General features: G+C 43.8%; 23 protein-coding genes and 1 pseudogene. 12 read left to right on the forward strand and 12 right to left on the reverse strand.

Annotation, left to right across the window (positions count from 1 at the left end; translation table 11 throughout):
- A pseudogene (locus AB4375_RS08440) lies at window positions 1-83 on the forward strand (RNA-directed DNA polymerase); the annotation flags it as partial.
- Window positions 84-156: 73 nt separating this feature from the next.
- Here the strand turns inward: AB4375_RS08440 and AB4375_RS08445 are convergent.
- A complete protein-coding gene (locus AB4375_RS08445) occupies window positions 157-621 on the reverse strand; it encodes a thioesterase family protein (protein WP_017061819.1) in 465 nt (154 codons plus the stop codon).
- A gap of 149 nt (window positions 622-770) precedes the next feature.
- Window positions 771-2,606: an ABC transporter ATP-binding protein/permease gene (locus AB4375_RS08450; RefSeq protein ID WP_372051323.1), complete on the reverse strand. Its 1,836-nt coding sequence runs from the start codon at window positions 2,604-2,606 to the stop codon at window positions 771-773.
- Window positions 2,607-3,162: 556 nt separating this feature from the next.
- On the opposite strand from AB4375_RS08450, the gene artP reads away from it, so the two are divergent.
- From artP to AB4375_RS08505, 11 genes are all read left to right on the forward strand, one after another.
- Window positions 3,163-3,891: an arginine ABC transporter ATP-binding protein ArtP gene (gene artP / locus AB4375_RS08455; protein WP_032545343.1), complete on the forward strand. Its 729-nt coding sequence runs from the start codon at window positions 3,163-3,165 to the stop codon at window positions 3,889-3,891.
- Window positions 3,892-4,011: 120 nt separating this feature from the next.
- Window positions 4,012-4,743 (forward strand): lysine/arginine/ornithine ABC transporter substrate-binding protein, encoded by a 732-nt coding sequence (locus AB4375_RS08460; protein WP_017070691.1) that lies wholly within the window; start codon window positions 4,012-4,014, stop codon window positions 4,741-4,743.
- Between the two features lie 3 nt (window positions 4,744-4,746).
- Window positions 4,747-5,433: an arginine ABC transporter permease ArtQ gene (gene artQ / locus AB4375_RS08465; RefSeq protein ID WP_017061822.1), complete on the forward strand. Its 687-nt coding sequence runs from the start codon at window positions 4,747-4,749 to the stop codon at window positions 5,431-5,433.
- A complete protein-coding gene (gene artM, locus AB4375_RS08470; protein WP_017061823.1) occupies window positions 5,430-6,098 on the forward strand; it encodes an arginine ABC transporter permease ArtM in 669 nt (222 codons plus the stop codon). Before artQ ends, artM begins: the two co-directional genes overlap by 4 nt.
- 316 nt (window positions 6,099-6,414) lie before the next feature.
- The gene (locus tag AB4375_RS08475) at window positions 6,415-6,903 is read left to right on the forward strand and encodes a hypothetical protein (RefSeq protein WP_372051324.1); all 489 of its coding nucleotides are present in this window, start codon (window positions 6,415-6,417) and stop codon (window positions 6,901-6,903) included.
- A 114-nt stretch (window positions 6,904-7,017) separates the two neighbouring features.
- Window positions 7,018-7,638 (forward strand): hypothetical protein, encoded by a 621-nt coding sequence (locus AB4375_RS08480; protein WP_372051325.1) that lies wholly within the window; start codon window positions 7,018-7,020, stop codon window positions 7,636-7,638.
- Between the two features lie 522 nt (window positions 7,639-8,160).
- Entirely contained in the window at window positions 8,161-8,583 is a 423-nt protein-coding gene (locus tag AB4375_RS08485; RefSeq protein ID WP_372051326.1) for a hypothetical protein, read from the forward strand.
- 26 nt (window positions 8,584-8,609) lie between these two features.
- Window positions 8,610-9,101 carry a hypothetical protein gene (locus tag AB4375_RS08490; RefSeq protein ID WP_372051327.1) on the forward strand — a complete coding sequence of 164 codons (492 nt, stop codon included), beginning with the start codon at window positions 8,610-8,612 and terminating at the stop codon, window positions 9,099-9,101.
- A 65-nt stretch (window positions 9,102-9,166) separates the two neighbouring features.
- The gene (locus tag AB4375_RS08495) at window positions 9,167-9,571 is read left to right on the forward strand and encodes a DUF1801 domain-containing protein (protein ID WP_017059576.1); all 405 of its coding nucleotides are present in this window, start codon (window positions 9,167-9,169) and stop codon (window positions 9,569-9,571) included.
- Window positions 9,572-9,765: 194 nt separating this feature from the next.
- Window positions 9,766-10,047: a hypothetical protein gene (locus tag AB4375_RS08500; RefSeq protein WP_017059577.1), complete on the forward strand. Its 282-nt coding sequence runs from the start codon at window positions 9,766-9,768 to the stop codon at window positions 10,045-10,047.
- Window positions 10,048-10,125: 78 nt separating this feature from the next.
- Window positions 10,126-10,641, forward strand: a complete 516-nt coding sequence (locus AB4375_RS08505) for a GNAT family N-acetyltransferase (RefSeq protein WP_372051328.1) — start codon at window positions 10,126-10,128, stop codon at window positions 10,639-10,641.
- A gap of 253 nt (window positions 10,642-10,894) precedes the next feature.
- Here the strand turns inward: AB4375_RS08505 and AB4375_RS08510 are convergent, their stop codons facing one another.
- The 10 genes from AB4375_RS08510 to AB4375_RS08555 all read right to left on the reverse strand — a co-directional run bounded on the left by AB4375_RS08510 (window position 10,895) and on the right by AB4375_RS08555 (window position 22,481).
- The gene (locus AB4375_RS08510) at window positions 10,895-11,554 is read right to left on the reverse strand and encodes a sugar transferase (protein ID WP_017063903.1); all 660 of its coding nucleotides are present in this window, start codon (window positions 11,552-11,554) and stop codon (window positions 10,895-10,897) included.
- Between the two features lie 9 nt (window positions 11,555-11,563).
- A complete protein-coding gene (locus tag AB4375_RS08515) occupies window positions 11,564-12,751 on the reverse strand; it encodes a glycosyltransferase family 2 protein (protein WP_229647965.1) in 1,188 nt (395 codons plus the stop codon).
- Window positions 12,748-13,848 carry a glycosyltransferase gene (locus tag AB4375_RS08520; RefSeq protein WP_017059582.1) on the reverse strand — a complete coding sequence of 367 codons (1,101 nt, stop codon included), beginning with the start codon at window positions 13,846-13,848 and terminating at the stop codon, window positions 12,748-12,750. The genes AB4375_RS08515 and AB4375_RS08520 overlap by 4 nt, the downstream gene beginning before the upstream one ends.
- A 367-nt stretch (window positions 13,849-14,215) precedes the next feature.
- Entirely contained in the window at window positions 14,216-15,640 is a 1,425-nt protein-coding gene (locus AB4375_RS08525) for a GumC family protein (RefSeq protein ID WP_372051329.1), read from the reverse strand.
- Window positions 15,637-16,755, reverse strand: a complete 1,119-nt coding sequence (locus tag AB4375_RS08530; RefSeq protein WP_372051330.1) for a glycosyltransferase — start codon at window positions 16,753-16,755, stop codon at window positions 15,637-15,639. Before AB4375_RS08530 ends, AB4375_RS08525 begins: the two co-directional genes overlap by 4 nt.
- Entirely contained in the window at window positions 16,748-17,533 is a 786-nt protein-coding gene (locus AB4375_RS08535) for a DapH/DapD/GlmU-related protein (RefSeq protein ID WP_017068359.1), read from the reverse strand. Before AB4375_RS08535 ends, AB4375_RS08530 begins: the two co-directional genes overlap by 8 nt.
- A gap of 92 nt (window positions 17,534-17,625) precedes the next feature.
- Window positions 17,626-19,002: an O-antigen ligase family protein gene (locus tag AB4375_RS08540; protein ID WP_017068360.1), complete on the reverse strand. Its 1,377-nt coding sequence runs from the start codon at window positions 19,000-19,002 to the stop codon at window positions 17,626-17,628.
- 252 nt (window positions 19,003-19,254) lie between these two features.
- The gene (locus AB4375_RS08545) at window positions 19,255-20,361 is read right to left on the reverse strand and encodes a glycosyltransferase family 4 protein (RefSeq protein WP_372051331.1); all 1,107 of its coding nucleotides are present in this window, start codon (window positions 20,359-20,361) and stop codon (window positions 19,255-19,257) included.
- Window positions 20,342-21,853 (reverse strand): sigma-54 dependent transcriptional regulator, encoded by a 1,512-nt coding sequence (locus AB4375_RS08550; protein WP_136978470.1) that lies wholly within the window; start codon window positions 21,851-21,853, stop codon window positions 20,342-20,344. Before AB4375_RS08550 ends, AB4375_RS08545 begins: the two co-directional genes overlap by 20 nt.
- 223 nt (window positions 21,854-22,076) lie before the next feature.
- The gene (locus tag AB4375_RS08555) at window positions 22,077-22,481 is read right to left on the reverse strand and encodes an Hpt domain-containing protein (RefSeq protein WP_017066737.1); all 405 of its coding nucleotides are present in this window, start codon (window positions 22,479-22,481) and stop codon (window positions 22,077-22,079) included.
- Window positions 22,482-22,724 lie beyond the last annotated feature (243 nt).

Consider the following 22,724-nt stretch of genomic DNA (forward strand, 5'->3'; position numbering starts at 1 on the left):
TGTACTCACTAAGAGATGGGTACGAGTCACTGAAAGTATATTCGGAACCGCCGTATGCGACCCACGCTTGTACGGTGGTGTGAGAGGACGGAGGCTGCGAGGCCTCCTCCTACTCGATTCTGAAACTTTCTGAATCTTTCTCAACCAACGAATACGTTATTCTGTCACGGCTTCTTGTTTGAAGCATGGGCTTTTCAACGTGTTCATCTTTTCGATTTCATTGGTTAAGCGCAGCGAGAGCAGGGCTTTCTGGTTCGAAGCAAAATCAAACATCACGATAGTCGCAGTGCCAACGGTCGTCAGTTTCTGTTGAGCCTTACTGACAATCGCGTATTCCATGGTGAATCGGTCATCTTGAATATCGGTAACACGTGAGCCGACCATCAAGGTATCTGGATACGTGACTGGGCGGAAATACTTACAGTAAGTGTCACCAAGAACAGGACCAACTTTGGTAATCGCCATCTCTTCCATCAGCTCGACGTGCTTGAAAAAATCTAAGCGAGCGGTTTCGAAATAGCGAAAATATACAGCGTTGTTAACGTGATTGAGTGCGTCCATTTCTCCCCAAGCGACAGGGATTTCTGTTACTACCGGGTAGTCAGATAATAGTGCTTCCATGCGAACTCTCTTATTGTTATGTAGGGATAAGTTGTTATTGGAATAAAAACCCTACCGCTAAATTAACAAAACTGCAACACGCGTGATTTAAGTTTTTGAAGCTTGAAACCACACAATGTCAGTGACTTAGTTGCACATCCACTCAATAGTTAGGCACTAAGGTGTTTGAATTGCAGCTCAACCAAGCGTTGGTACAATTCGCAGTTATTGATGAGAGACTGGTGGTCGCCGATGTCTACTAGTTGTCCTTTATCGAGCACCGCAATTTGGTCGGCGTGTTTAATTGTTGATAATCGATGGGCGATAATGATCGTCGTTCTGCCACGCATTAACTCTTCTAACGCTTGTTGTACGTGATGCTCACTTTCACTGTCTAGTGCGCTGGTTGCTTCATCCAACAATAGAATATTTGGATCTTTCAAGATGGCACGTGCGATAGCAATACGTTGTCTCTGCCCACCAGAAAGCCTTACACCACGTTCACCAAGAAAGCTGTTGTAGCCATCAGGTAGGTTTTGAATGAACTCGTGTGCGTGCGCTTTCTTCGCCGCTTCGATCACTTGCTCGTCTGTTGCCTGCGGGTTGCCGTAGCGAATGTTATGGAACACATCGTTACTGAACAGAGCAGGTTGTTGCGGTACCAATGCCATCTGCTTTCTTAGCTCGTTAGGATCAAACTGATTCAGTTCAACACCGCCTAAGGTGACCTTACCCACTTGTGGGTCGTAGAAACGTTGCAGCAGTTCGAACAGGGTAGTTTTACCTGCGCCAGACGGGCCAACCAGTGCCAACACTTTGCCTTCATGGGCAGTAAGCGTGAGGTTGCTTGTTGCGGGTTGGTCCGGTCTTGATGGATAACAGAAGGTCACATCATCAAATGCAACTTCTGGCGTTACGTTAGCAAGCGAAGTTGGATTCGCAACTGGCGCAACAATATGGCTTTCAACTTGTAGGACCTCGATTAATCGCTCGGTCGCACCTGCCGCGCGTTGCAGTTCACCCATCACTTCAGAAATCGTACCTAACGATGAAGCAACCATAATTGCGTAGAACACAAACGCCGCTAAGTCACCAGCCGACATAGTGCCGTTGATAACATCACTGCCGCCAACCCAAAGCATGCCTGCAATAGCACTAAATACAATCACGATAACGCCAGAAATAAGAATCGCGCGCTGTTTTACACGCTGGCGACCAATCTCATACGCCTTTTCCACTTCTACCGCGAATGATGCTTTCTCTTGCTCTTCTCGGCTGTAGCTTTGCACCGTTTTAATGTGCTCAATTGCCTCACCTGCGTAAGAACCCACATCAGACATGGAATCTTGGCTTTGGCGAGATAGGGCTCTTACACGGCGCCCATAAACAAGGATCGGAATCAAGATAAATGGCACCGAGGCCAATACAATCAACGTCAGCTTAATATTGGTCGCAAACAGCATGATGATTGCACCAATACACATCAACGCGCTGCGCATCGCCATAGAGAACGATGAACCTATGATGCTTTGAAGCAGAGTAGTATCCGTGGTGATTCGCGACATGATGTCGCCACTGCCATTGGTTTCAAAGTAACTCGGGTGCAGCGTCACCACGTGATTGAAAACCGACAGGCGTATATCCGCACTTACTCGCTCACCAACAGAAGAGACCAAATAGAAGCGGAAGAAGGTGCCAATCGAGATCAGCACGACCACCACCATGATGAATTGAATCGCGCTGCCTAAGTCTGACAACGATTGTTGGCTGAAGCCTTGGTCGATAAGAAGACGAATACCGTGTCCGACTGAAAGGGTTAAGCTCGCTGTGAAGATCAACGCGATCAACGCAGCAATAACACGACCTTTATAAGGCTGAATGAATTTACTCAGCTCAAACAAAATACTGAGGCTTTTTTTCTCAGGTTTGGGTTCTGGCGCTTGTTGAGTCGATCGCTGAGTCTGTCGCTGGTTCGAGTCGAGCGTAGAAGAGACATCGTTTTGCATATGACTGCCTTAATGTGTTGTCGCTTTAAAAATAGATGGCTTGTTGCTTATGGCTAATTGCTTTATGACTTATTGCCTGTACTGCGCGTTGTTCGCTGGGCAGTAATTGTTGTTGAGAATCGAACCCATTAAAGCATTTATTGCGCTGTGACGCTCCCTAGGAAACTCAATTTCCAATATTTCATCAACACTAAGTGAATAATTCGAAACGACCTTAAAGGAAAACTAAGCATTTTGATCCAGTCAGTTGGATAGGAAACCAAGCTATTTAACCCTAATTTTTATGCAAGTAAATTAGCGTTGATAGGAGAGTGCACACATAAACAAGCAACCGTGCAATGATTTATAAATTGATAGCAAAACGTTTGCTATTTGTCTCGATATTAGCTTTATCAATGACTTGTGAGTTTTGGTTGTAAGACCAGTTATAGCGACTGTTTTTTGTGGAATATTTGTTACAAAAATTCAACAAAGTAGTTTTTTATACATTTTTCTTGCATAAAACCTCGGATTGAATAGAATAACTAACAAATGACAATTAATGCAGTATTGTGGCATGAGTATTCAAGTAAAGAGCATCAACAAATCATACGGTGATACCCAAGTTCTTCACGACATCAGTTTCGACTGTGAGAGTGGCGAAACCTTGGTATTGCTTGGCCCAAGCGGCGCGGGCAAGAGTTCATTACTGCGTGTATTGAACCTGCTTGAAATCGCGGACAACGGCGAATTAGACATTGCGAATGAGCAATTCGATTTTTCAAGCCAAATCCAAGAGAAGCAGGGGCTTAAACTTCGTCGTAAAGTCGGCATGGTGTTCCAGCAATACAACTTATGGCCACACATGACGGTGATGGAAAACTTGATTGAAGCACCAACCAAAGTGGCGGGTTTGGATAAGCAAGAAGCGATTAAGCAAGCGCAAGAAGTCCTAAAGACACTTCAACTTGCCGACAAAGCAGACGCTTGGCCACTTCAACTGTCTGGCGGTCAACAACAGCGTGTTGCGATTGCACGTGCGCTGATGATGAAACCGGATGTGTTGTTGTTTGATGAACCAACAGCGGCGCTTGATCCTGAGATCACCAACCAAGTCGTGAGCATTATTAAAGAATTGAGCGGAACGGGCATTACCCAAGTGGTCGTGACGCACGAAGTCGATTTCGCGAAGAAGATTGCTAGCCACGTTCTGTACCTAGAGAAAGGGTACATCGTTGAACATGGCACCAGCGATTCATTCGTTAATCCGCAGACACCTGAGTTTGCTGAATATTTGACTCATTAAGTAAGTCACTTATTAAAAGAAAGTTGACTCACTAGATCTAGCTAAACACAACATCAATTAAAACAATCAAATTATAAGAATGGCCACAGGCCGCTATTACACAGTATTCGGAGTAACAAAATGAAAAAGATTCTACTAGCTTCACTTATCGGCCTTGCTTCTTTCAACGCAGCGGCTAAAGAAGAAATCAAATTCGCGATGGAAGCAACGTACGCACCATTCGAATACATGGATGAGAACAACCAAATTCAAGGTTTTGACGTAGACTTAGCAAACGCACTTTGTGAAGAGCTGAAAGCAACGTGTACTTTCCACAACCAAGCATTCGATAGCTTGATCCCTGCACTTAAATTCAAACGTTACGATGCGGCTATCTCGGCAATGGACATCACAGAAGCGCGTCTTAAACAAGTGAACTTCTCTAACGCATACTACGACAACTCTGCTGCATTCATCTCTTTCGAAGGCAAAGTAGCAGATCAAGCAGCACTAGAAGGTAAGCGTGTTGGTGTTCAAAACGGTTCTACTCACCAGAGCTTCCTACTTGAGCAAATGACTGGCGTAACAGCGGTACCTTACTCAAGCTACCAAGATGCATTCATCGACATGAAAAACGGTCGTATCGATTCTGTATTCGGTGACACAGCCGTTGTAGCAGAATGGTTCAAGAAAGAAGACAACCTAACGTACGTAGGCGACCAAGTAACAAACCAAGAGTACTTCGGTAACGGCTTTGGTATCGCAGTAAACAAGAGCAACCAAGAACTTGTAGACCAGCTTAACGTTGCACTTGCTGCAGTGAAAGCGAACGGCGAATACGACAAGATCTTCAACAAGTACTTCGGTAAGTAATTTATGGAATTAACGGGTTACTCTTTAGGGCTCGTCGAAGCAAGCTGGATGACTGTTCAGCTTGCGTTCGTAAGCCTATTGGTTGGATTGGTTCTAGCAGTTTTGTTTGCAAGTGGTGAGATGTCTCGTCGTATTGCAATCAAATGGCCAACGACTGCATTTGTGACGATTGTTCGTGGTTTACCAGAAATTCTGGTCGTACTGTTTATCTACTTTGGTTCGACACAAGTTCTGTTCATGATCACTGGCGACTTCATAGAAGTGAGCCCGTTCTTATCTGGTGTTGTTGCACTGTCACTTATCTTTGCTTCTTACGCTTCGCAAACCTTACGTGGTGCATTAAAAGCAGTAAGCAAAGGGCAGAGAGAAGCAGCAAGCGCGCTTGGTATTTCTCAGTCTCGTGCATTCTTTCGTATCGTATTGCCTCAAGCGGTAAGGCACGCACTACCAGGGTTAACCAACCAATGGTTAGTGTTACTGAAAGACACTGCATTAGTTTCGCTGATTGGTGTAACAGATTTGCTGAAACAAGCACAACTAACATCAGCGGCAACGCACGAAGCATTTACTTGGTACGCGACAGCAGCAGCAATCTACTTGGTCATCACTTTAATCACACAAAGATTGGTAAAAGTGATTGATGGTAAGTTCTCTATTCAAGGTTTGGGTAACAAAGGGGCAATGGCATGAATCAACAATACCTCTCTCAAATGCTTGAAGGCTTAGTGACCAGTCTTCAACTTACAGGCGCTTCATTGCTGGTTGGTTGTATCTTGTCACTGCTGATGACGGTAACGCTAATCCTAAGAATACCTGCGATTCACTGGTTAACACGTGGCATCATCACGCTGTTCACCGGCACACCATTGTTGGTGCAGATCTTCTTGGTCTATTACGGCCCGGGTCAGTTCGATTGGATTCGTGAAAGCTTCATGTGGACTTGGTTAAGCCAACCTTGGTTCTGTGCAATGTTAGCATTAGCTTTGAACACTGCCGCATACAGCACGCTACTGTTCAGAGGCGCATTCAACGCCATTCCAGCAGGGCAGTGGGAAGCGTGTCGTGCACTAGGTATGGACAAAGTAGCAACGCTTAAAGTGTTACTGCCATATGCACTACGCCGCGCCGTTCCAGCTTACTCGAACGAAGTGATTCTAGTTTTCAAAGGTACGTCACTGGCAAGCACCATCACCATCATGGATTTGATGGGTTACGCTCAGCGTATCAACGGCCAAACCTACGACACACTAACGGTGTTCGGCATTGCTGGCGCATTCTACTTAGCAGTAAACGGCATACTAACGCTGATCTTCCGTCAGGTAGAGAAGAAAGCCCTCGCATTCGAAGCCGCGTAAGCTAGCCACACACAAGCTTAACTAACGTATAAAGCCTGCCATTTATGTTCGCATAGATGGCAGGCTTTTTTGTGTTTTGGGGCATGTGTAAGGGGACTGTGTTTATATCCAGTTGGTCGGGGTTTTTACGAAATTCATACTATATAGAAATATTCTATATTTTGTTATTCGATGTGCCTATCTATGCTTTAAGTCACTGAAATAACGAAATTAATTGTGCTAGAGTGCTATGCATATGAAACTAGATTGAATAATTCTATATTTAAATGCGGGTTTTTTCGGTCTAATAGCTGTTATGTGAATAATCGGAGTCAGAGTGAAAATCCATATTGATTGGGTCGGTGCACATACCCTAGAAGAAGTGCGAGAGTTAACTAATAGCGATGACTATGGCATCTATCAAATATACGGAACTCATCCTATTTATGGTTCAGACGTTCTCCTTTATATTGGTAAAGCTGACAGACAAACATTGGGTGTGAGAATCCCTCAGCATGAAAAATGGGCGTATACTTCAGATGTTAACAACATAAAAGTCTATACAGGGCATTTAGGTTCAAACGATGATGTTACTGACGAAGAATGGTCTCAACTAATTGACATCGCAGAGCGTTTGTTAATTTTTACTCATAAGCCTGCTTTCAATTCATCTAGCATCAACACAATGTCTAAAGTTAAAGTGCCTATTGAAGCCCATGTATTTAAATGGGGCAATCATAGAAGTCTAATGCCAGAGGTGTCTGCTTTTAGGTATCTAGCTACAGATAGTGAGCATTTTGCTACTTATCGTAACTTTGGCGAGTAAAATTCACATAACAAGCATTTAAGAGTGATTCGCAACGCTTGGCGTTTTCGCTTCGCTCAAGTATAGCCAAGCGTCGCTCACACCTTAATGCGGCGTGATTAATAGGAGGCATGTGTGGGTTACCATTTTGATAATTGGGTAAAAAGGTACGCAGAACGGAGCGATCTTTCTACTAAACTGGTTCACTTAACCAAAGAGAAAGGGAGTAACAGTGACCTTGACATGTTATTTAAAATACTTGAAGAAGGAGTGATACAGGGGAGTGGAAAAGATGGTTTTATTGTCGGTAGTACTCCAGCTGCATGTTTCCAAGACGCACCACTTTCAGCAATATGTCAAAATTGCTGGTATGAACAAAAGTATCGAGAAGATAATCCAGAATCAAAATTAAGATACTCTCCTGTTGGATTTCTTGTCGAGAAAACGGAAGTATATCGACAGGGCGGAAGACCTGTAATTTATGACAAGACAGCTAAAGCAAAAGAGTATTTACCCGAAAGTGACTATTGGCGAATCGTTAACTTCGACCTTGATATAGACCATGACATTATTGATTGGACTCATGAGCGAGAGTGGAGAGTACCAAACCATTTTGAGTTAAATTTGGCGAAAACTGTCTTACTTTTTACCAACGAAGGAGATATCCGGAAGTTTATTGAACTTTGCGATGGTAAAGGTAATGAGGTTTACAAAAAAGTAGGTGGATTTGTTACTTTAGGTTCATTGCTATATTAATTTAACAAAGCATTCAAGACGGATTCCCAACGCTTGGCATTTTTCATCCCATCGTTGGGTTTTGTGTTTATGGTGGTATGGTTGGGTTTCGTGGTTGCGTTGCTCACCCCTTAATTGGGCGATATGACCCCCTCTGTCAATAAGAGCGTAGAAGTTTCTGCTCCCGCATTTATAGAGCCTTTCTTGTTATTTAAGGGATAGTGTTATTACATAGATGAAGCAAGTAATGTCGTCGGTTCTCATGCTGATATACGTGGATTGCTCATCGTTTGATGAGTAGAGCCTACCTTACTTGTTCCGTCGTAGCACCTGTCTTCAGTCTATGCTCGTGGTTCAATATAGCCGAAGCTATATTGCCTAGCTTGTGTTCTAAGTCTTCCGTTACATTGGGTTTATGAAAGTCTGAGTTGTCCATCGAATAGTCGTGTAACAAGGGCATTTCTCATGCCGTATTTTTGGTAATTAGTTCTTCCTGTCGATTATCGAATTTGTCCTAAACCCACTATTAAGGCAGGGAACCCAATGAATAGAACGGTATGGTTCGCACTCATTTCGCTTTTGTTTTCAATGACAATGGTATTTTGTACATACAGTTATGGCATAGAGAGCCACGTTGAAGTAATCACACTCACTTTAGTACTGTCTGGCCCTCTGATTTTTACCTTTGCGCTTGTTGTCATTTTTTGTGGCGCACCGGTCATTAGCAAGTACAAGTTACTTGGAACCATCGCAATTTGTGTGCATGGATTTACAGCCTCACTGCATGTGCTGTGGAACGGTTTTATGTTTGTCGATGTGATTAATAAACAAGGCTTAGGTCCGGGACAAGGTTATTCTGGTTTGATACTTTGGGTTGGTAGTATCAAGGCGATGCTACTTGGTTTGGTTGTGGGAGTATGCCTGCATTACTTGCTACGATTATTTAGAAAGGCTGCAGTAAGATAACTGTTGGCTAGTTAGTGGGTTGTTCGTTGTCTATAGGAGTTGCCACTGTGTTTTATAGTAAGGAATCCAACAAGGGATTGCTGCTCATCCTTGTTGCGATAAGTGCTTTCATTGTCGTTACCTCGGATAATAACCCCGGGACATTAGTCGCTCACGCCATCAATGGTTTAATTGCTTTGCTCTTTTTCTCCATGACCATTGAGGTCAAAGACAATGTACTAAGTTGGTATTTCGGCTTTGGCTTTTTGCGTAAGAATGTAGAAGTGTCAGACATTACCGAGACATCGTTCTATCAAAGCAAGTGGTATCAAGGTATTGGCATCCGAATGCTGAGCGATGGCTGGTTGTATAATGCATCGATAGGTTCAGCGTTGAAGTTAAGCCTAAGCAATGGAAAACATGTTTACATTGGTTGTAAGGATACAGACGGTCTAAAGCTGACCTTGAAAACCGCTAACGAACAGATAACTCAAAATCGATTTACGAGGCTTGGCACTTTTCGTTTAAAGTTGGGCTAATGTTTAAGGTTCTATGCTTTAAGTGAGCTGGACTTTAATATCACAACAAATGAATCGGAGGTTGAATGGACAGAGCAATCAAAACACATTTCGACGAGTATCCCGATGATGTTCGAGCTCGGCTTGAAGAGTTGCGTTCATTAATCTTTGAGCTTTGCTCTGATTTGGATTTAGGTGAAGTCGAAGAGTCTCTGAAATGGGGCGAGCCGAGTTACAGCGTTAAGACGGGCAGTCCAATTCGAATCGATTGGAAATTAAAATCGCCAAACAACTATTACTTGTTCTTTAACTGCCAAACGAAGCTAATCGACACATTCAGAGAATTGCACGATGGCACATTGGTATTTCAAGGTAATCGTGCAATCGTCTTGAAACTGACTGAACCACTTCCCAAGGCACCAATCAAGCAGTGCTTGGAGTTAGCCTTAACTTATCAGCAACGAAAACATCTCCCACTTCTTGGCGCGTAGTTCTTATATGTTGTCATTATATTTCTTAAACAGGTTTTCTGTGTTCTAGCTATCACTCTTTAAAGTGCTAAGACTGTACCATCTTGATTAGTATCAAGAGGCTAGGGAATCTCTATAACCAACGCTGATTGTATTGCTTACCGTTTAAAAAGGTGTTCTAGTCACCTTGTATTTCAAACTTAAAAGGAAGTTGTATGAATTTAGATAAAGCCAAAAAACGTATCGCAAAGCAGGTTAAAAAAGGCGACCACGGATACCCAAAAATCACGTTAGCGTATTACGGGACGACCAAAGATCTCGCAACGGAAGTCGCGGTTCAATTTATGCTGGGTGAGGGCGATGGTGTTCAAGAAGAGCGTTTTTCTTGTGAAACCGAAATCCGAGATAATGAATTAGTTCAAACGACGTTACTCAAGATAATCGAGCGAGCAAATGTTAACTCAGTGATTGAAGTTGAAGGCGTGGCTGTTCTTTAGTTTGCTTTAGCCTGGAAACGAAGCCAACACGAGAACTCAGGTGTATAATCCACATTTTTATCAAATTAGGCAGGACACATGGCGATCTCGTTTGAAACTCAAAGACTAAAAGTAGAAGAAGTTGCAGGTGAACTTATTGTTCCTGAACGTTCGGTTCTGCTAGAGAGAGTGCCTGACATTCTAACCTCTTCAGTCGTTGAAAACCTTCCTCCATACTTTCACGGTATTGTGTCACGTGAACTGGCTGAAATCTGGCTCGATCGAATGTTGTCGGAGAGCCGCTTACTTCAAGTGAAATCCAACGATAATCAATTGATTGGTTTTCTGTTCGCTTATGTAGAAGACGAAAGTGATGCTCATATTGGCTACTTGCTTGCAGAAGAGTTCTGGGGCAAGGGTTTAGCGAGTGAGCTACTGAAGGGTTTCATCACAGAAGTCGCTAAAATGGAGTCATGGTCCACACTGATTGGCGGTGTCGATCGTTCAAACATAGCCTCTGCCAACTTACTTAAAAAGCTAGGTTTTGTTGAGCAAGCCTCTGACGAAAGTGCTGTGGTTTTCTATGAATATAAGCTTTCTCGTCTTAACTCTTAATTCTTAACTCTGAGCTCTCAGCTCTTAATTTCTAATCCCTAACTCAAGCCACATCTGCGTTATACATTCATTGCCAATGTTTACGTCAATTGATAGGGAAGAAACCTTATTACACCATTCAACTGAGAACCGAGAGCAGCGAGTCTAGTTAACGTGGGCTAATTCGGCACTATGTGTTTCATTAGCGACTCTCCAATCGCCCCCTAAGGCTTTATAGAAAACAGGCTTTGTATCCACATTAGACCATACTGGTTTAGCGACCTCGACCATCTACCATTACGATGATTGTTTTAGAGATGATGCTGAGATCAGCGGCAATCCAAGACTTAACCGAACATAGGCTTAGTGCATAACTGTGGTCAAAACCTACTTTACGACGTACATCATCAATACAGGTGTCGTAACCTTGATTTACTTGTGCAAGCCCTGTAATACCAGGCATTACACCGTATGTACGGTCAGCAAAGTAAGGAATTTCGTTCTCTAGTTTGGTGTAAAAAGTAGGGCGTTCAGGGCGTGGGCCAATTAGAGACATTTCACCTTTCAGTACATTGATCAGTTGTGGCAGTTCATCAAGACGTGTCTTTCTCAAAAAGCGGCCAACAGGCGTGATTCGCGGGTCATTCGCGGTAGCCCAAACTGCACCAGAGCGAGTTTCTGCATCCTCGTACATGCTACGGAATTTCATGATCTCAAAGATTTCCATTTTCTCCGGTGTCGATTTACCAACGCGCAATTGACGGTAGAAAATAGGGCCACGAGAAGTGAGTGCAATCGCCATCGCAATCAACGGAAATACGGGCGCTAGCAAAATCAAAGCAATCAGTGAGCTTACAAAATCGAAAGTACGTTTAGCACGTGAGATTTTGTATTGGTATAGGTTTTGGGTAGATAGCTGTTCGATGTTCATCATAATAAGTCCTTAATGATTTGCTCGTGTCCAAGGTGAGTTTTCTAGTCCGATTAGGTAACGAATGCCACCAATGAAGTTGGCGTAGTGTCCAACTATCAAATAAGAGATTAATGAAATAGGTTTGTTTACTAGACGCTTTGGCAAGATGCAGCCAAGGACGCCAATGGTATAAACGGCAACTTGAGCCCATAACAGCGCTTCAAATACCAAGTAGTTGCTAAGTAAGATTGAGCACACTAAGCACACAATCATTAAATAGGGAGTGAGCAGGCGAAGCCCTTTTCCTGAAAAGAACGCAAACGCGATGCCTTTGAACTTCGGGCTGAACAAGGCAAATAATCGAATCGCTTGTTGCATGTTACCCGCTGAAATACGAAGTCTTCTTTTGAAGTCCGTTTCTAGGTTCGATTCCTCTAGCTCTAATGCCACCATTTGGGTTTCGTATTCTGCGATGTAACCTTGTTTAACGATTTGCATCGGTAAGATGAAATCATCATTAATAGTGTTGAGTGGAAGCAGTTCAAACAGGTGTGTTCTAAACAAGTAGAAAGCGCCATGAGAACCCAAGCTAGAACCTAACGAAGCCTCAGACTCTTTAACCGCGGTTTGGTACTGCCAATACGTGTTTTCGCCTTCATTGCCTGTTGGACAAAGTTGATACGTTGCGTTTACCACTCCAACCTTGTCACTTTCAAAATGAGCGGCAGCTATAAGCAAAGCATCCAATGAAATAAGGGCAGAAACATCACTCATCGCCGTGATATCACTGGTTATACGTGTCACTTCTTCATTAACAACCGCGACTTTACCTCGGTTTACTTGATGGTCATGTATCTCAAAATAGACATCACTGCACATCGCTTCTTGTATGGTCATTTGTGCAATGGCGACTGTGTTATCGGTGCAACCATCGCAAGCGACAATGACTTGCAGCTTCTTTTTGGGGTAATCGAGTGAAGCAAGGTTACGAATCTTGTCTGCGATCCACTGTTCTTCGTTAAATGCAGGAACAAGAACGGTGATGGTCGGCAACGTACAATCTTGCTGTTCCTCTTTGTAGCAACGATGACTCTCTTCAACTTTGCGTGCGGGGTGGCTTTTCGCATACCAACGCAGTAACAAAGGGTAGGCTGCGTGATGATAGACAATCAACGCACCTGAAAACAAACAAAGTCCCGCAAGCAACCAATCAATCATGCGTAAGCTCCTTCTGAGATGTCGTTGTAAGACGAAACCATTTTGATGATGTCGAAGTTCTTAAGAACATAGTGTCGAGGTGATAAAAAGCGTTCATTTTGATTCTCTAACAAGGCATTGGCTAATCCCGTGATACTGCCTTTTTTAACGAGTGTTCCGCTGATAGGGCACAAGGTTTCATCGACGGCACCAACGTCCATTGCGACGGTTGGAATATTGCATGCTTGAGCTTCAAGTGTAGAAAGCGGCAGCCCTTCGTGGCGTGAAGGTAGGCAGAACGTATCCAACGCTCCGTAAAACGTGGTCATGTCTTCAACTAAGCCAAGAAAGATCACTCGGTCACTCAGATTCAAGCGGCTAGTCAGTTGCTCTAGTTGATTGCGTTTAGTACCGCCGCCAGCCAATGCGACAACCATGTTTGCAGGTAAAAGAGTCAGTGCTTTAATAAGTTGGTCTTGGCCTTTGACATGTTCTAGTCGACCTGCACAACCGATGATGTGTTTGTCTGTCGGCAGGTTTAGTTTTGCTCTCGCGTGTTCTTTCGACATTGGCTTAAACTTCTCACAATCAACGCCATTTTTGATGGTAATGATGTTCTCATAAGAAAAAGCAGTGCGTAGTTGGTTATAAACACGTGTCGCGTCGGCAACTAACGTTGGTTGAGCAGCTTTTAAAGCAAGCGCTTGTAATCGACGACGTTTGTTGTTGTTCAGATGCCAAGCGTCATGTTCGGTATGGATTCGAGTTGGAACCCCGGTTACGCGAGCGGCATAACCAGCGTATAACAGTGGGCCAATATGATGGGTATGAACCACATCAGGGCGAATCGCGTTGAAGGCTTTAATTAGCTTAATAATGATATTGAATTGTACGCCTGGTGCTTTATCCAAAAAGACGATTTGCTTTTTGTATGGCTCTAGCTTCGGCCAGTTGTTTATAGACTCTTGTTTAGTACCCTCTAAACTGACAATCAACACTTGGTCTGTTGGTTTAGCAAGGCGCAGCAAATCCAGAGTTAGGGTTTCTAATCCACCCGGTGCAAGGTGCTGAACAACGTGTATGATCTTTTTGCCATGCTTCGTTAAATGCGTATTCATAGTTTGGACCCTGCCTTTATAATTGTTGTTTCGCCTTTCTGACGTTTCTATTGAAGTAAATTCTTTAAAACGTTTAACTACACAAGGAGATTGCAGAAGTTGTGCCAACTAAATAATCTTTATTTTTCAGTTGCTTATGTTATCCAATTCCAGTGCGGTTTTCATTTCTCAAAATGGGAATCAAAACAAAATACGATTGAATGGCAGTTTGAATCATAGGGCTTGGGTAAATCGAAAGTAGCATTAGAACTTGGGGCTCTAAATAAACAAAACGCCAACCGAGTGTTGGCGTTTTGCTCTAGGATGCACGAAGCTTGGAAACTAGAAAGCTGTGAAGCTAGCAAGTCAAAAATGGCTTTGAGGCTGACTAGCTCATTTTCGGGATCACCGTTATCACAGGGACACCCAAGATATCTTCGATTTCGTCTTTGCGTTTGATTGAAGAATCAAACAGTTCAAACAATACCGCTAAACCAATACCCAATCCGATACCTGCAACAAATCCAGCCAGAATAAAGACAAAAGTCGGCATGTTAGATTTGATACTCGGTGTGAAAGGCAAATCAATAATCTTCACACGTTTGTTTTGCTCGAATACACCAAGCGAACCCGTTAGCTGAGCCATTTCATAACGCTCTGTCAGTTCATCATATAGTTGACGTTTGATTTCAACTTGACGTTTAAGGCGGTACATCTCTTTTGCATTTTCGCCGAAGTTATTGGCCTTGTGTTCTAATTCGAAAATCATAGTACGAAGGCTTTTGGTCTCTTCGGTTAAAGACTCAAAGCGAGCACGAACCAGCTGTAGGCTGTGTAATTGAGTGACCAGAAGAGGTTGGGTATCAGAAAGTTTGTTCAGTGTCGTACTACTAGCGATGTCCCAAAGCTGGTCGCTGTTCATCGTTGGCTGGGTTACCTCGAGCAAACTCTTACGTTCATTCTCTAGTCTGTCTAGCTCACGCACTTTAGCTTGCACAGCACTGTGCTTGTTCGTGTATTTAGCTTGTAACAAGGTAAGGTCGCTACGAATGTCGATGATCTGGTCTTCTAATTTACCGATCACAGGGTTGGTTCTTGAAAGTTGTTGGTCGATTGACCCTAAACTTTTTTCGACACCCGATAACTCGGCCTCTTTTTCTGCCAATGTTTGTTTGAGTGAAGCTAAGCGATTCAAACTTTGGCTCTGTACCTCAGGCGTCGAATGAACATTCTCATTCATGTATGCAGCTAGCGCTTCTTCTGCTTCTGCAAGCTCTGCGCTACGTTTGTCGATATGGATTTTCAAGAAGTTACTTGAATCTTCAATCGATGAACGTTCCGGTGCGAGTAACTGTTCAATGAAATGTTCACTTACCGAGCGCAGCGTCGCTTCCATTCCATTTGGTGTGTTCGACGTTAGACTTATCTTTAGAAAATCTTTTCCAAGCTGAGCCACCGTTAGACGTTGAGACAGGTCAGTAATGATCTCTTGTTTCTCAATTTCAGGCATATCTGGCGTGGTTAATTGCAGTTCATCAGCGACCGAGTAAAGCACATGTCGACTGTGAAGCAGTGTTCTTAATGCGTTAAGTCGATCTTTGAGCATCGTCGAAACGGCAATGTCTTCCAAGAATGGATTCATCTTGGCCGTTTCTTGAATCAACATACTGGTATGCGCGTCATATTTAGTTGGAGCCAACTTGCTCACACCAAAGCCTACAAAGGGCAAAATAAGCATTGGCAGAACGATAACGTAGCGTTGGCGCCACATCGCATTGATGATGACTAATAACCGCAATTTCAGATTATTCATAATAGCTCCAACATCCAATGTACGAAGTTACCACGGTTCTGCCAGCTCTCTTGTTCGACGACAGAGATAGGTGAGTTGCTTAGCTCGCGTGCATGATCAAGCGCCCAAATCATTTGGTTGGCACTGCCAACCGTGGTTACGTGCCCTTGATATGGAACCAAAGCAGGGAACGGTGTTGTGATAATGGGTGTGCCCGCCGCAAGGTATTCCATTAGTTTGAGTGGGCTACACGCTCGGATCTGCTCGTTATCAACAAACGGCAACAAGCTCACATCCCAGTGTTGAGAATAGCTTGGTAGCGTGTGGTGTGGACGAGGGCCAAGGTAATGTACGTTACTCAACTTAGGCAGCATGAGCGTATCAAGCTCGTTTGGACCTATGAAAACAAAGTCCCATTCCGGCATCGCATTCGCAACATGATCAATCATTTCATAATCAAGCCACTTAGAAAGGCTGCCATAAAAACCAGCAATAGGGCGGTGGTTGCTTGGTAAATCTTTTGCTCTTGGTGCGGGTGTTGAAAATAGGTCTACGTCGACACCATGTGGTAGCAAGTGCGCTTTATGCTTTGGAAATTTATCCATCAATTTTTTGCTAGCCGCGAATATAAGCGTTGATTTTTCGATTAGCTCTGATTCGTGCTGTGCAACGGTGTCATGATCAACACCAGCCAGCGCGCTAAAATCATCACCGCAGTAATAGACCACAGATGACTCGCCTAAGTGTCCGCACAAATCAACAGCGGTCGGAAGAGAAGTCCATAGGATAGGCGCGTTCAGATTAAGCTCCGCAATAATCGGTTTTAGTTGGTGCAACATCATTTGCTGAGCCAACTTTCTAGAAAATTTAGAAGCAGGCGCAGGGATTGTCTTTAAGTTAACGATAGTAATGTTGTCGTGTCCCTCAGAGTCGAGCATGTTTTGAGTTACGGCCTTGGTTTTACCAAACAACTTGTTGAACGCTCGGCTAACATCTTTGGCGGACAGCTTCGGTTGTCTTAAGCCAATAGAGTTGACCCATAAGACTTTGTGCTGCTTAGCAAGGTGACGTACTAAATGTTGAGTCGATGAAGGTAGGCCACCAAAGTCTTCACCAAATACGATTAAATCACGCATGGTCACCTCCATGAGTCTCTAACGAATCGAACATATCGGATTCTGTCACTTCAACGGGTTTGATGTGACCGACAACTCGAGCTGGGTTACCACCTGCGATTGCGAAGGCAGGAATATTCTTTGTTACTACGCTGCCTGCGGCTATTACGGCACCTTCGCCGATGGTTACGCCACCTTTGACCGTCACATTCGTGCCCAACCAAACATCGGGTTCAAGAATGATGTCACCGATTTGCTGAGGGTCGTCACCTTCACCTAGCGCTCGGCGTTTTGCATCAAGCGGGTGTCCAGAGTATCCAAATAGAAAAGCGCCGCCTGCGATTCGTACGTTGTCAGAGATAACCACTTTACCGCCAACAGCGATAGTCGACTGCCATCCGATGTCGACATTGTTGCCAATCGACAGTAGCGGGTGTTCCAAGCCTTCAAGTGGTTGGGTACAACCAGAGAATGTCGTGTGGCCAGAGATACGGCAATTGTCGCCAATCGTAATTTGCACCGGACCGCTGACGAAAGGCAGTCCACCATACAAATACAGGCGTTTGCCACATTGAGCCACACGACCTTTGAAAGCCGGAGTCCAGTAGAAGAATCGCGTAAAGCCAGAAACCAGATTCACCACTAGCTTGTGCGCTTGATATAGACAGCGATTAAATAGTTTAGGGGTAGGTAGCTCTGCGCTTCTGATGTTTTTCAAAATGAAAAACACATTTCTAATTCGAGAATTAGGATGAAACTTAAGCCAATGTTTGAATTGATGTATAGATACTGACGTCATAATGAAAATCCTCTTTTTTGTTATATAGAAGTACTTTCATATATTGTGCCATCTAATAAATATAATATTTTCAATAGGTTAAAATGTGTCTTTTAGGTTTTCTCATTTTGACAGGCAGTTTGAGATACATTTGAGACGCAAACTGTGAGTGCTGCGAGGATATAAATCGGCCAGTTGAAGCCTTGAGTCAAAAATGTACCCGACACGATTGTTCCAATCAGACCTGCATAGATCGCATAGGCGACCGCATTGAGTTCGGGGGCGATTTCTGTGGCCGAGTTTTTTAACCTCGTTAGCGTAGAGCGAGAGGTTTTGATCAAAGAAACGATAAGGCAGACAAAAATGATCAGACCAATAAAGCCTGTTTCTGCCAACACACCAAACCAGGTACTGTGAACGGCGTGATTCAGTCCGTCCCAATGCGAACTGTAAAAGAAGTAGTTCGAGAAGAAGTTGTTCAACCCTACGCCAGTCAGTGGATTTTCAACTGCCATTTTTACTGCCGCTTCCCAAGCATAGATTCGCCCCATTGCAGATTCATCGATACCTTGTTCAGCTGCACCACCAGAAGATCTGTCTGAGATACCAGCAACTAAATAGAGCATCACGGCCGCGACAGTTCCCACTGAGATTAAGAGAACTTTAGAGCGCACTAGCTTCCACGCAAAAATACCAATCACCGCAATACAACCCAGTAATCCGCCACGGCTTTGAGTGGCAATAATGGCGGCGAGCAGTAACAGACAAACTAAGGCACTGATTAAACGTTTGGATCGTGAGATGCCAGTCGTGGTGGCTTGGCTTATTGTAAAGGCGAGTGGGAACATCAGTACCAGTGCTAGGTCGTTCGGGTCACCTAACATAGAGCCAAAATCGCGGCCAATAGTCACGCGTGAGCCCTCGACAAGCCCAATACCATTTACTGAGTTGTACACGGCAATAGAGCTGACTAAAGCGCCAGCGTAGATAATCGTCATCGCGGTTTTTGCGAGATTTTCCGTGGTGTTTACTAGCCAAGTAATCGCAAGCGTCATCACTATAATTTTCCAATAAACGCCCTTGAATTCTGCTAGTGCTATTGGCCTGTTGGACGCGAAGATAATACCAATGAAAACCAATACCCAAAATATGGCGAGCCAATTTAAACAAGGGTGCCAGAAGATTTTAAGTTCTTTACTGATTAATGCATGCCATAGAAGAGCCGACAGAGCGCCTAATGAAAGCATCAGCGGTATTTTTAGCGAATAGAGCTGAGGTATAGCTTCGTGAATTCGGAAAAATGAAAAGACAACGAACAGTAAAACTAACCAGAATGTTTTGTTTAACACGAATAACCCGGCCAATGGCACAAGAGCGAGCGCCACAATGACAGCAGGGTGAGGCACAAAGTACCAAACAACACCAAGCCCAACACACAAGGTGCTGATCGTGATGATGACTGGCAATCTATTGGCTTCAGGGTTGACCATTGTGACCTCTATTGGCAAATAAACTCTTTAGGACTCGGCTCGTAATCTTTTTAAGACGTAGTTACGCCTGATGTTAAAGATTGCAAAGTGAGTGCCAGTTATGCATTTTGTTTAACTTACTGATTTAATGTTGGATTATTAAGTGAGGGCGTAGCCTTGAGGTGAGTTTTGTCATTTTGAGAATCAGTATAAAACTGACTAAAGTACTTAAATCATCAAGCCCAAATAACCAGTTATCGACTAAGGCTAGAATTAACGGTCGAGTTGATAGATTTCCAACAACTGCGGGACAACGGCTTGTGGAGAGTATTGGTTTTTCACGGTTTCTATCGCGTGACTCTTGAGAGAGTCACGTTGCTCGTTCGTCAATGACATCCACAAAGATAAAAACTGTTCTAGCTCAGCTTCTGAATTTGCAAGGTAGCCGTTAACTTGATGCTCGATGAGTTGAGGCAAGTTACCAACTGAGGTGGCGAGAACGGGAATGCCACGAATCATGGCTTCTAATGCCGCCATAGGTAAGCCTTCAAAGCGAGAAGGGATGATTAACAGATCGATTTGGCTCCAGACGTCGTCCATATTGGTCTGATGCCCATGAAAGGTCACATTATCAGGCTGCGATTTAACTAAGATGTCCATTTCTGGCCCGTCACCAAAAAGCTCAAACCGAACATCAGGAAACTGTTTGGCTAATGCAACAAATCGATCAGGCGCTTTTTCATGGCTCAATCGCCCCACAAAACCAACATGGAATGGGCTTGATGAAGGGGAGCTTGTTAACCCGGTTGGCATTTTAACAAAGTTATTCAATTGATGGGTTTGACTCGGCACTTTCGCTTTAATCTTTTCACTGACCACGAGCGACTGATCAGAAAGAAAACTGCTGTAACGGTCGAGCCAATCATAAAGCCATACTTTGCCTGTTGGGGTTTCACCTGCGTGATAAGTGGTGATTTGCTTTGTGTTGTTGAAACGAGGCGGAAGCTTGATTAACTTGCTGACCAAACTGGCTTTGTAACCATGAGCATGGATAAGCCTTGGTTGATAATGTTGAACTGCACGTTTCAGCTGTGTCGCGCTATTGCCATTTGAATCTACAGAACATGAGGCTAAATCGGAGAGGTAACTAAAAGGGATGTTCAGCGCATTCAACTTTTCAACGATGATCGCTTCAGGATTAAACTTAGTCAAAAGAACGATACGAACAGCCTCTGAATACTGAGCGCTTTCCGATATCAGGCCTTGTGCTAATTCTAAAACATGCGTTTCTATGCCTCCAAAAGTTTGGCTGTCGATCAACAGCCAAATCTCATGAAGGTTTATGTCGAGTGCACCTTGGTTAGGCTTGATTGTACTCATCTTCCGATTCCCAAGCCTGTTTCTTACGATAAACAGTAGAAGGGCTAAGTTCTAGCAGCACAGCAGCGTTTAACACATTCCCATCGCAATGATTGATGGCATGTTGAATGGCTTCACGTTCTATTTGCCACATTGGACGAATAGCACCTTCGCTCGTGGTAAATGCAGGCGTCATCGGCTCATTGTGAGCTTGAGCAACTGACGATTGTTCCAACTCTTCCGGAGTAATCGGTGGCAACTTAGCTTCTGGTGCTTCAACAACTGCAGGTTGAGGCGCAGTTACTCGAATTGGTGTCACTGATTTAGATGATGGAGCGGCATCTACTTTATTAATCGGAGGCGGTAACATGTCTTTAGTCACGCTCGTTTCATTGTTCAACACCACTATGTTACGGATGATGTTTTGCAACTGACGCACATTGCCTGGCCACGCATAACGTTTAAGTAGATTCTGCGTTTCTTTGTCTATTGATTTAAACTTCTTCTTATCTTGCTTCGCGTACAGCTTCAAGAAATGATTGCAAAGAGTGACAATGTCACTCCCTCGCTCGCGAAGCGGTGGCATTTCGATAGGCACAACGTGAACACGATAGTAAAGGTCTTCTCTAAAACGTCCTTCTTCTACTTCAACCAGTGGATCGCGGTTGGTCGCACAGATAATTCTGACATCCACTTTAATCTCGCGGTTGCCACCGAGTGGAGTAAACGTACCAGTTTGCAAAAATCTGAGGAGCTTCTTCTGCATCTCCAGTTCCATTTCACAAAGCTCATCGAGAAATAGGGTACCGCCATGCGCTTGCATTGCTGCACCTTTACGGTCGGTTGTCGCACCGGTAAACGCACCTTTAACGTGACCGAAGATTTCACTCTCCATTAGGTCTCGAGGGATAGCGCCGCAGTTAATGGCCACGAAGGGTTTACCATTACGCTGACTCTCTTGGTGAATCGCTTCCGCACACACTTCTTTACCTGTACCACTTTCGCCGTTAATAAACACGCTGGCAGTGGTTGGTGCTACCGAATCAATGATCTTGTAAACCGCCTGCATGGGTAGGCAAGAGCCAATGAAATTATGAAAACGATCACGATCGAATTTGCTTTGCATGTTATCGACGAGGTTTTCGAGTTTCGCTCTTTTTAGATGCAAGCTAACAGAGGTCTTGAGTCGATCGGCTTGAATGGGTTTCTCTAAGAAGTCTTCTGCACCGCGTTGGATAAGGTCTACCGCGATGTTTACTGAACCATGCGCTGTCGCGATGATGACAGCGGTCGGTATTTCGTTAGCAGTAATCCAATCTAAGACTTCTTCGCCTGGCATGTCAGGAAGCTTAAGGTCGAGAATCACAAGCTGTGGAGAGTGCCTTTCAATGAAGGTCTTAGCTTCCGCGCCGGTTTCGACGTGGAAAATATCATAGGGCTCGTCTTTTACGTACTGCTTGTAGAGTACGGCGAGTGAGGTGGAGTCTTCAACTAACAATACCTTAGGGCGCATTGTGTATTCCTTTTGAAACTTTATCCTAACCAATCAATAACATAGTGATATGCAACCATCAATACGAGTCTTGTGTATTTGTTATCTACCACATGCTATCTTTTAAGAAGCGGCCTGTATAACTTCTCGCATTGCTGTTCATGATGGAGCCCATCTTATGGCGACTATATTAATAACGACTGTTTTGAGTTTTTAATCTGATACCGATAATGAACATGCAAAGCTAGCTGAAGCCTGCCTCTTTCCTTTCAAGCAAGGCTTTTATTGAACGCTCTGCGAGCTCTAGTAATTCATCAACTTGTCGAAATGCCGCATCATGACTCTGTTCTAAACATAGCTTTTCTAAAGCTCGAGCTAATTCACCCAAAGGGCGATTACCTAACGAAAGCGCTGTGCTGCCGAGAGTGTGGACCTCGAACTCAAGTGTTTGAGCGTCTTTCTGCGTGACTGCCTCTTTTATAGCGACCAAGCGTGTTTGTGATTCTTCGACATAATGGTCGATCAAGATAGGGATAATGTCCGCACTTGTATCGCGAATCATTTGCTCCAGAACGCTTTCATCGACAAGCTTGCTCACTTGTTGTGAGTTTAGATTTGTAGCTGCGTCTGACGCTAAAGTAGAATTCATCAAACTAAGTCCTTTTATTGAGCTTAATATCTGTTAATACTATTAAGTTTTAGTCATTTTCTAGAATAATTTCAACTGGTTGCCATACAAATAGAGCATTTAATTGGCATCTCACTCATCTTGCTATTGGGTTTGTGACAAACCTAACGGACTGATTTTATTTTGTTTTCTCTTATGAAATATAAACTTAGGTGCCTATAAAGCCTAAGGTGCGGGTAGATCTCAGAAGAAAACGAGCCCGAT

This window comes from Vibrio sp. 10N.261.51.C6 (genome assembly GCF_041471785.1).
Taxonomy (GTDB): domain Bacteria; phylum Pseudomonadota; class Gammaproteobacteria; order Enterobacterales; family Vibrionaceae; genus Vibrio; species Vibrio crassostreae_C.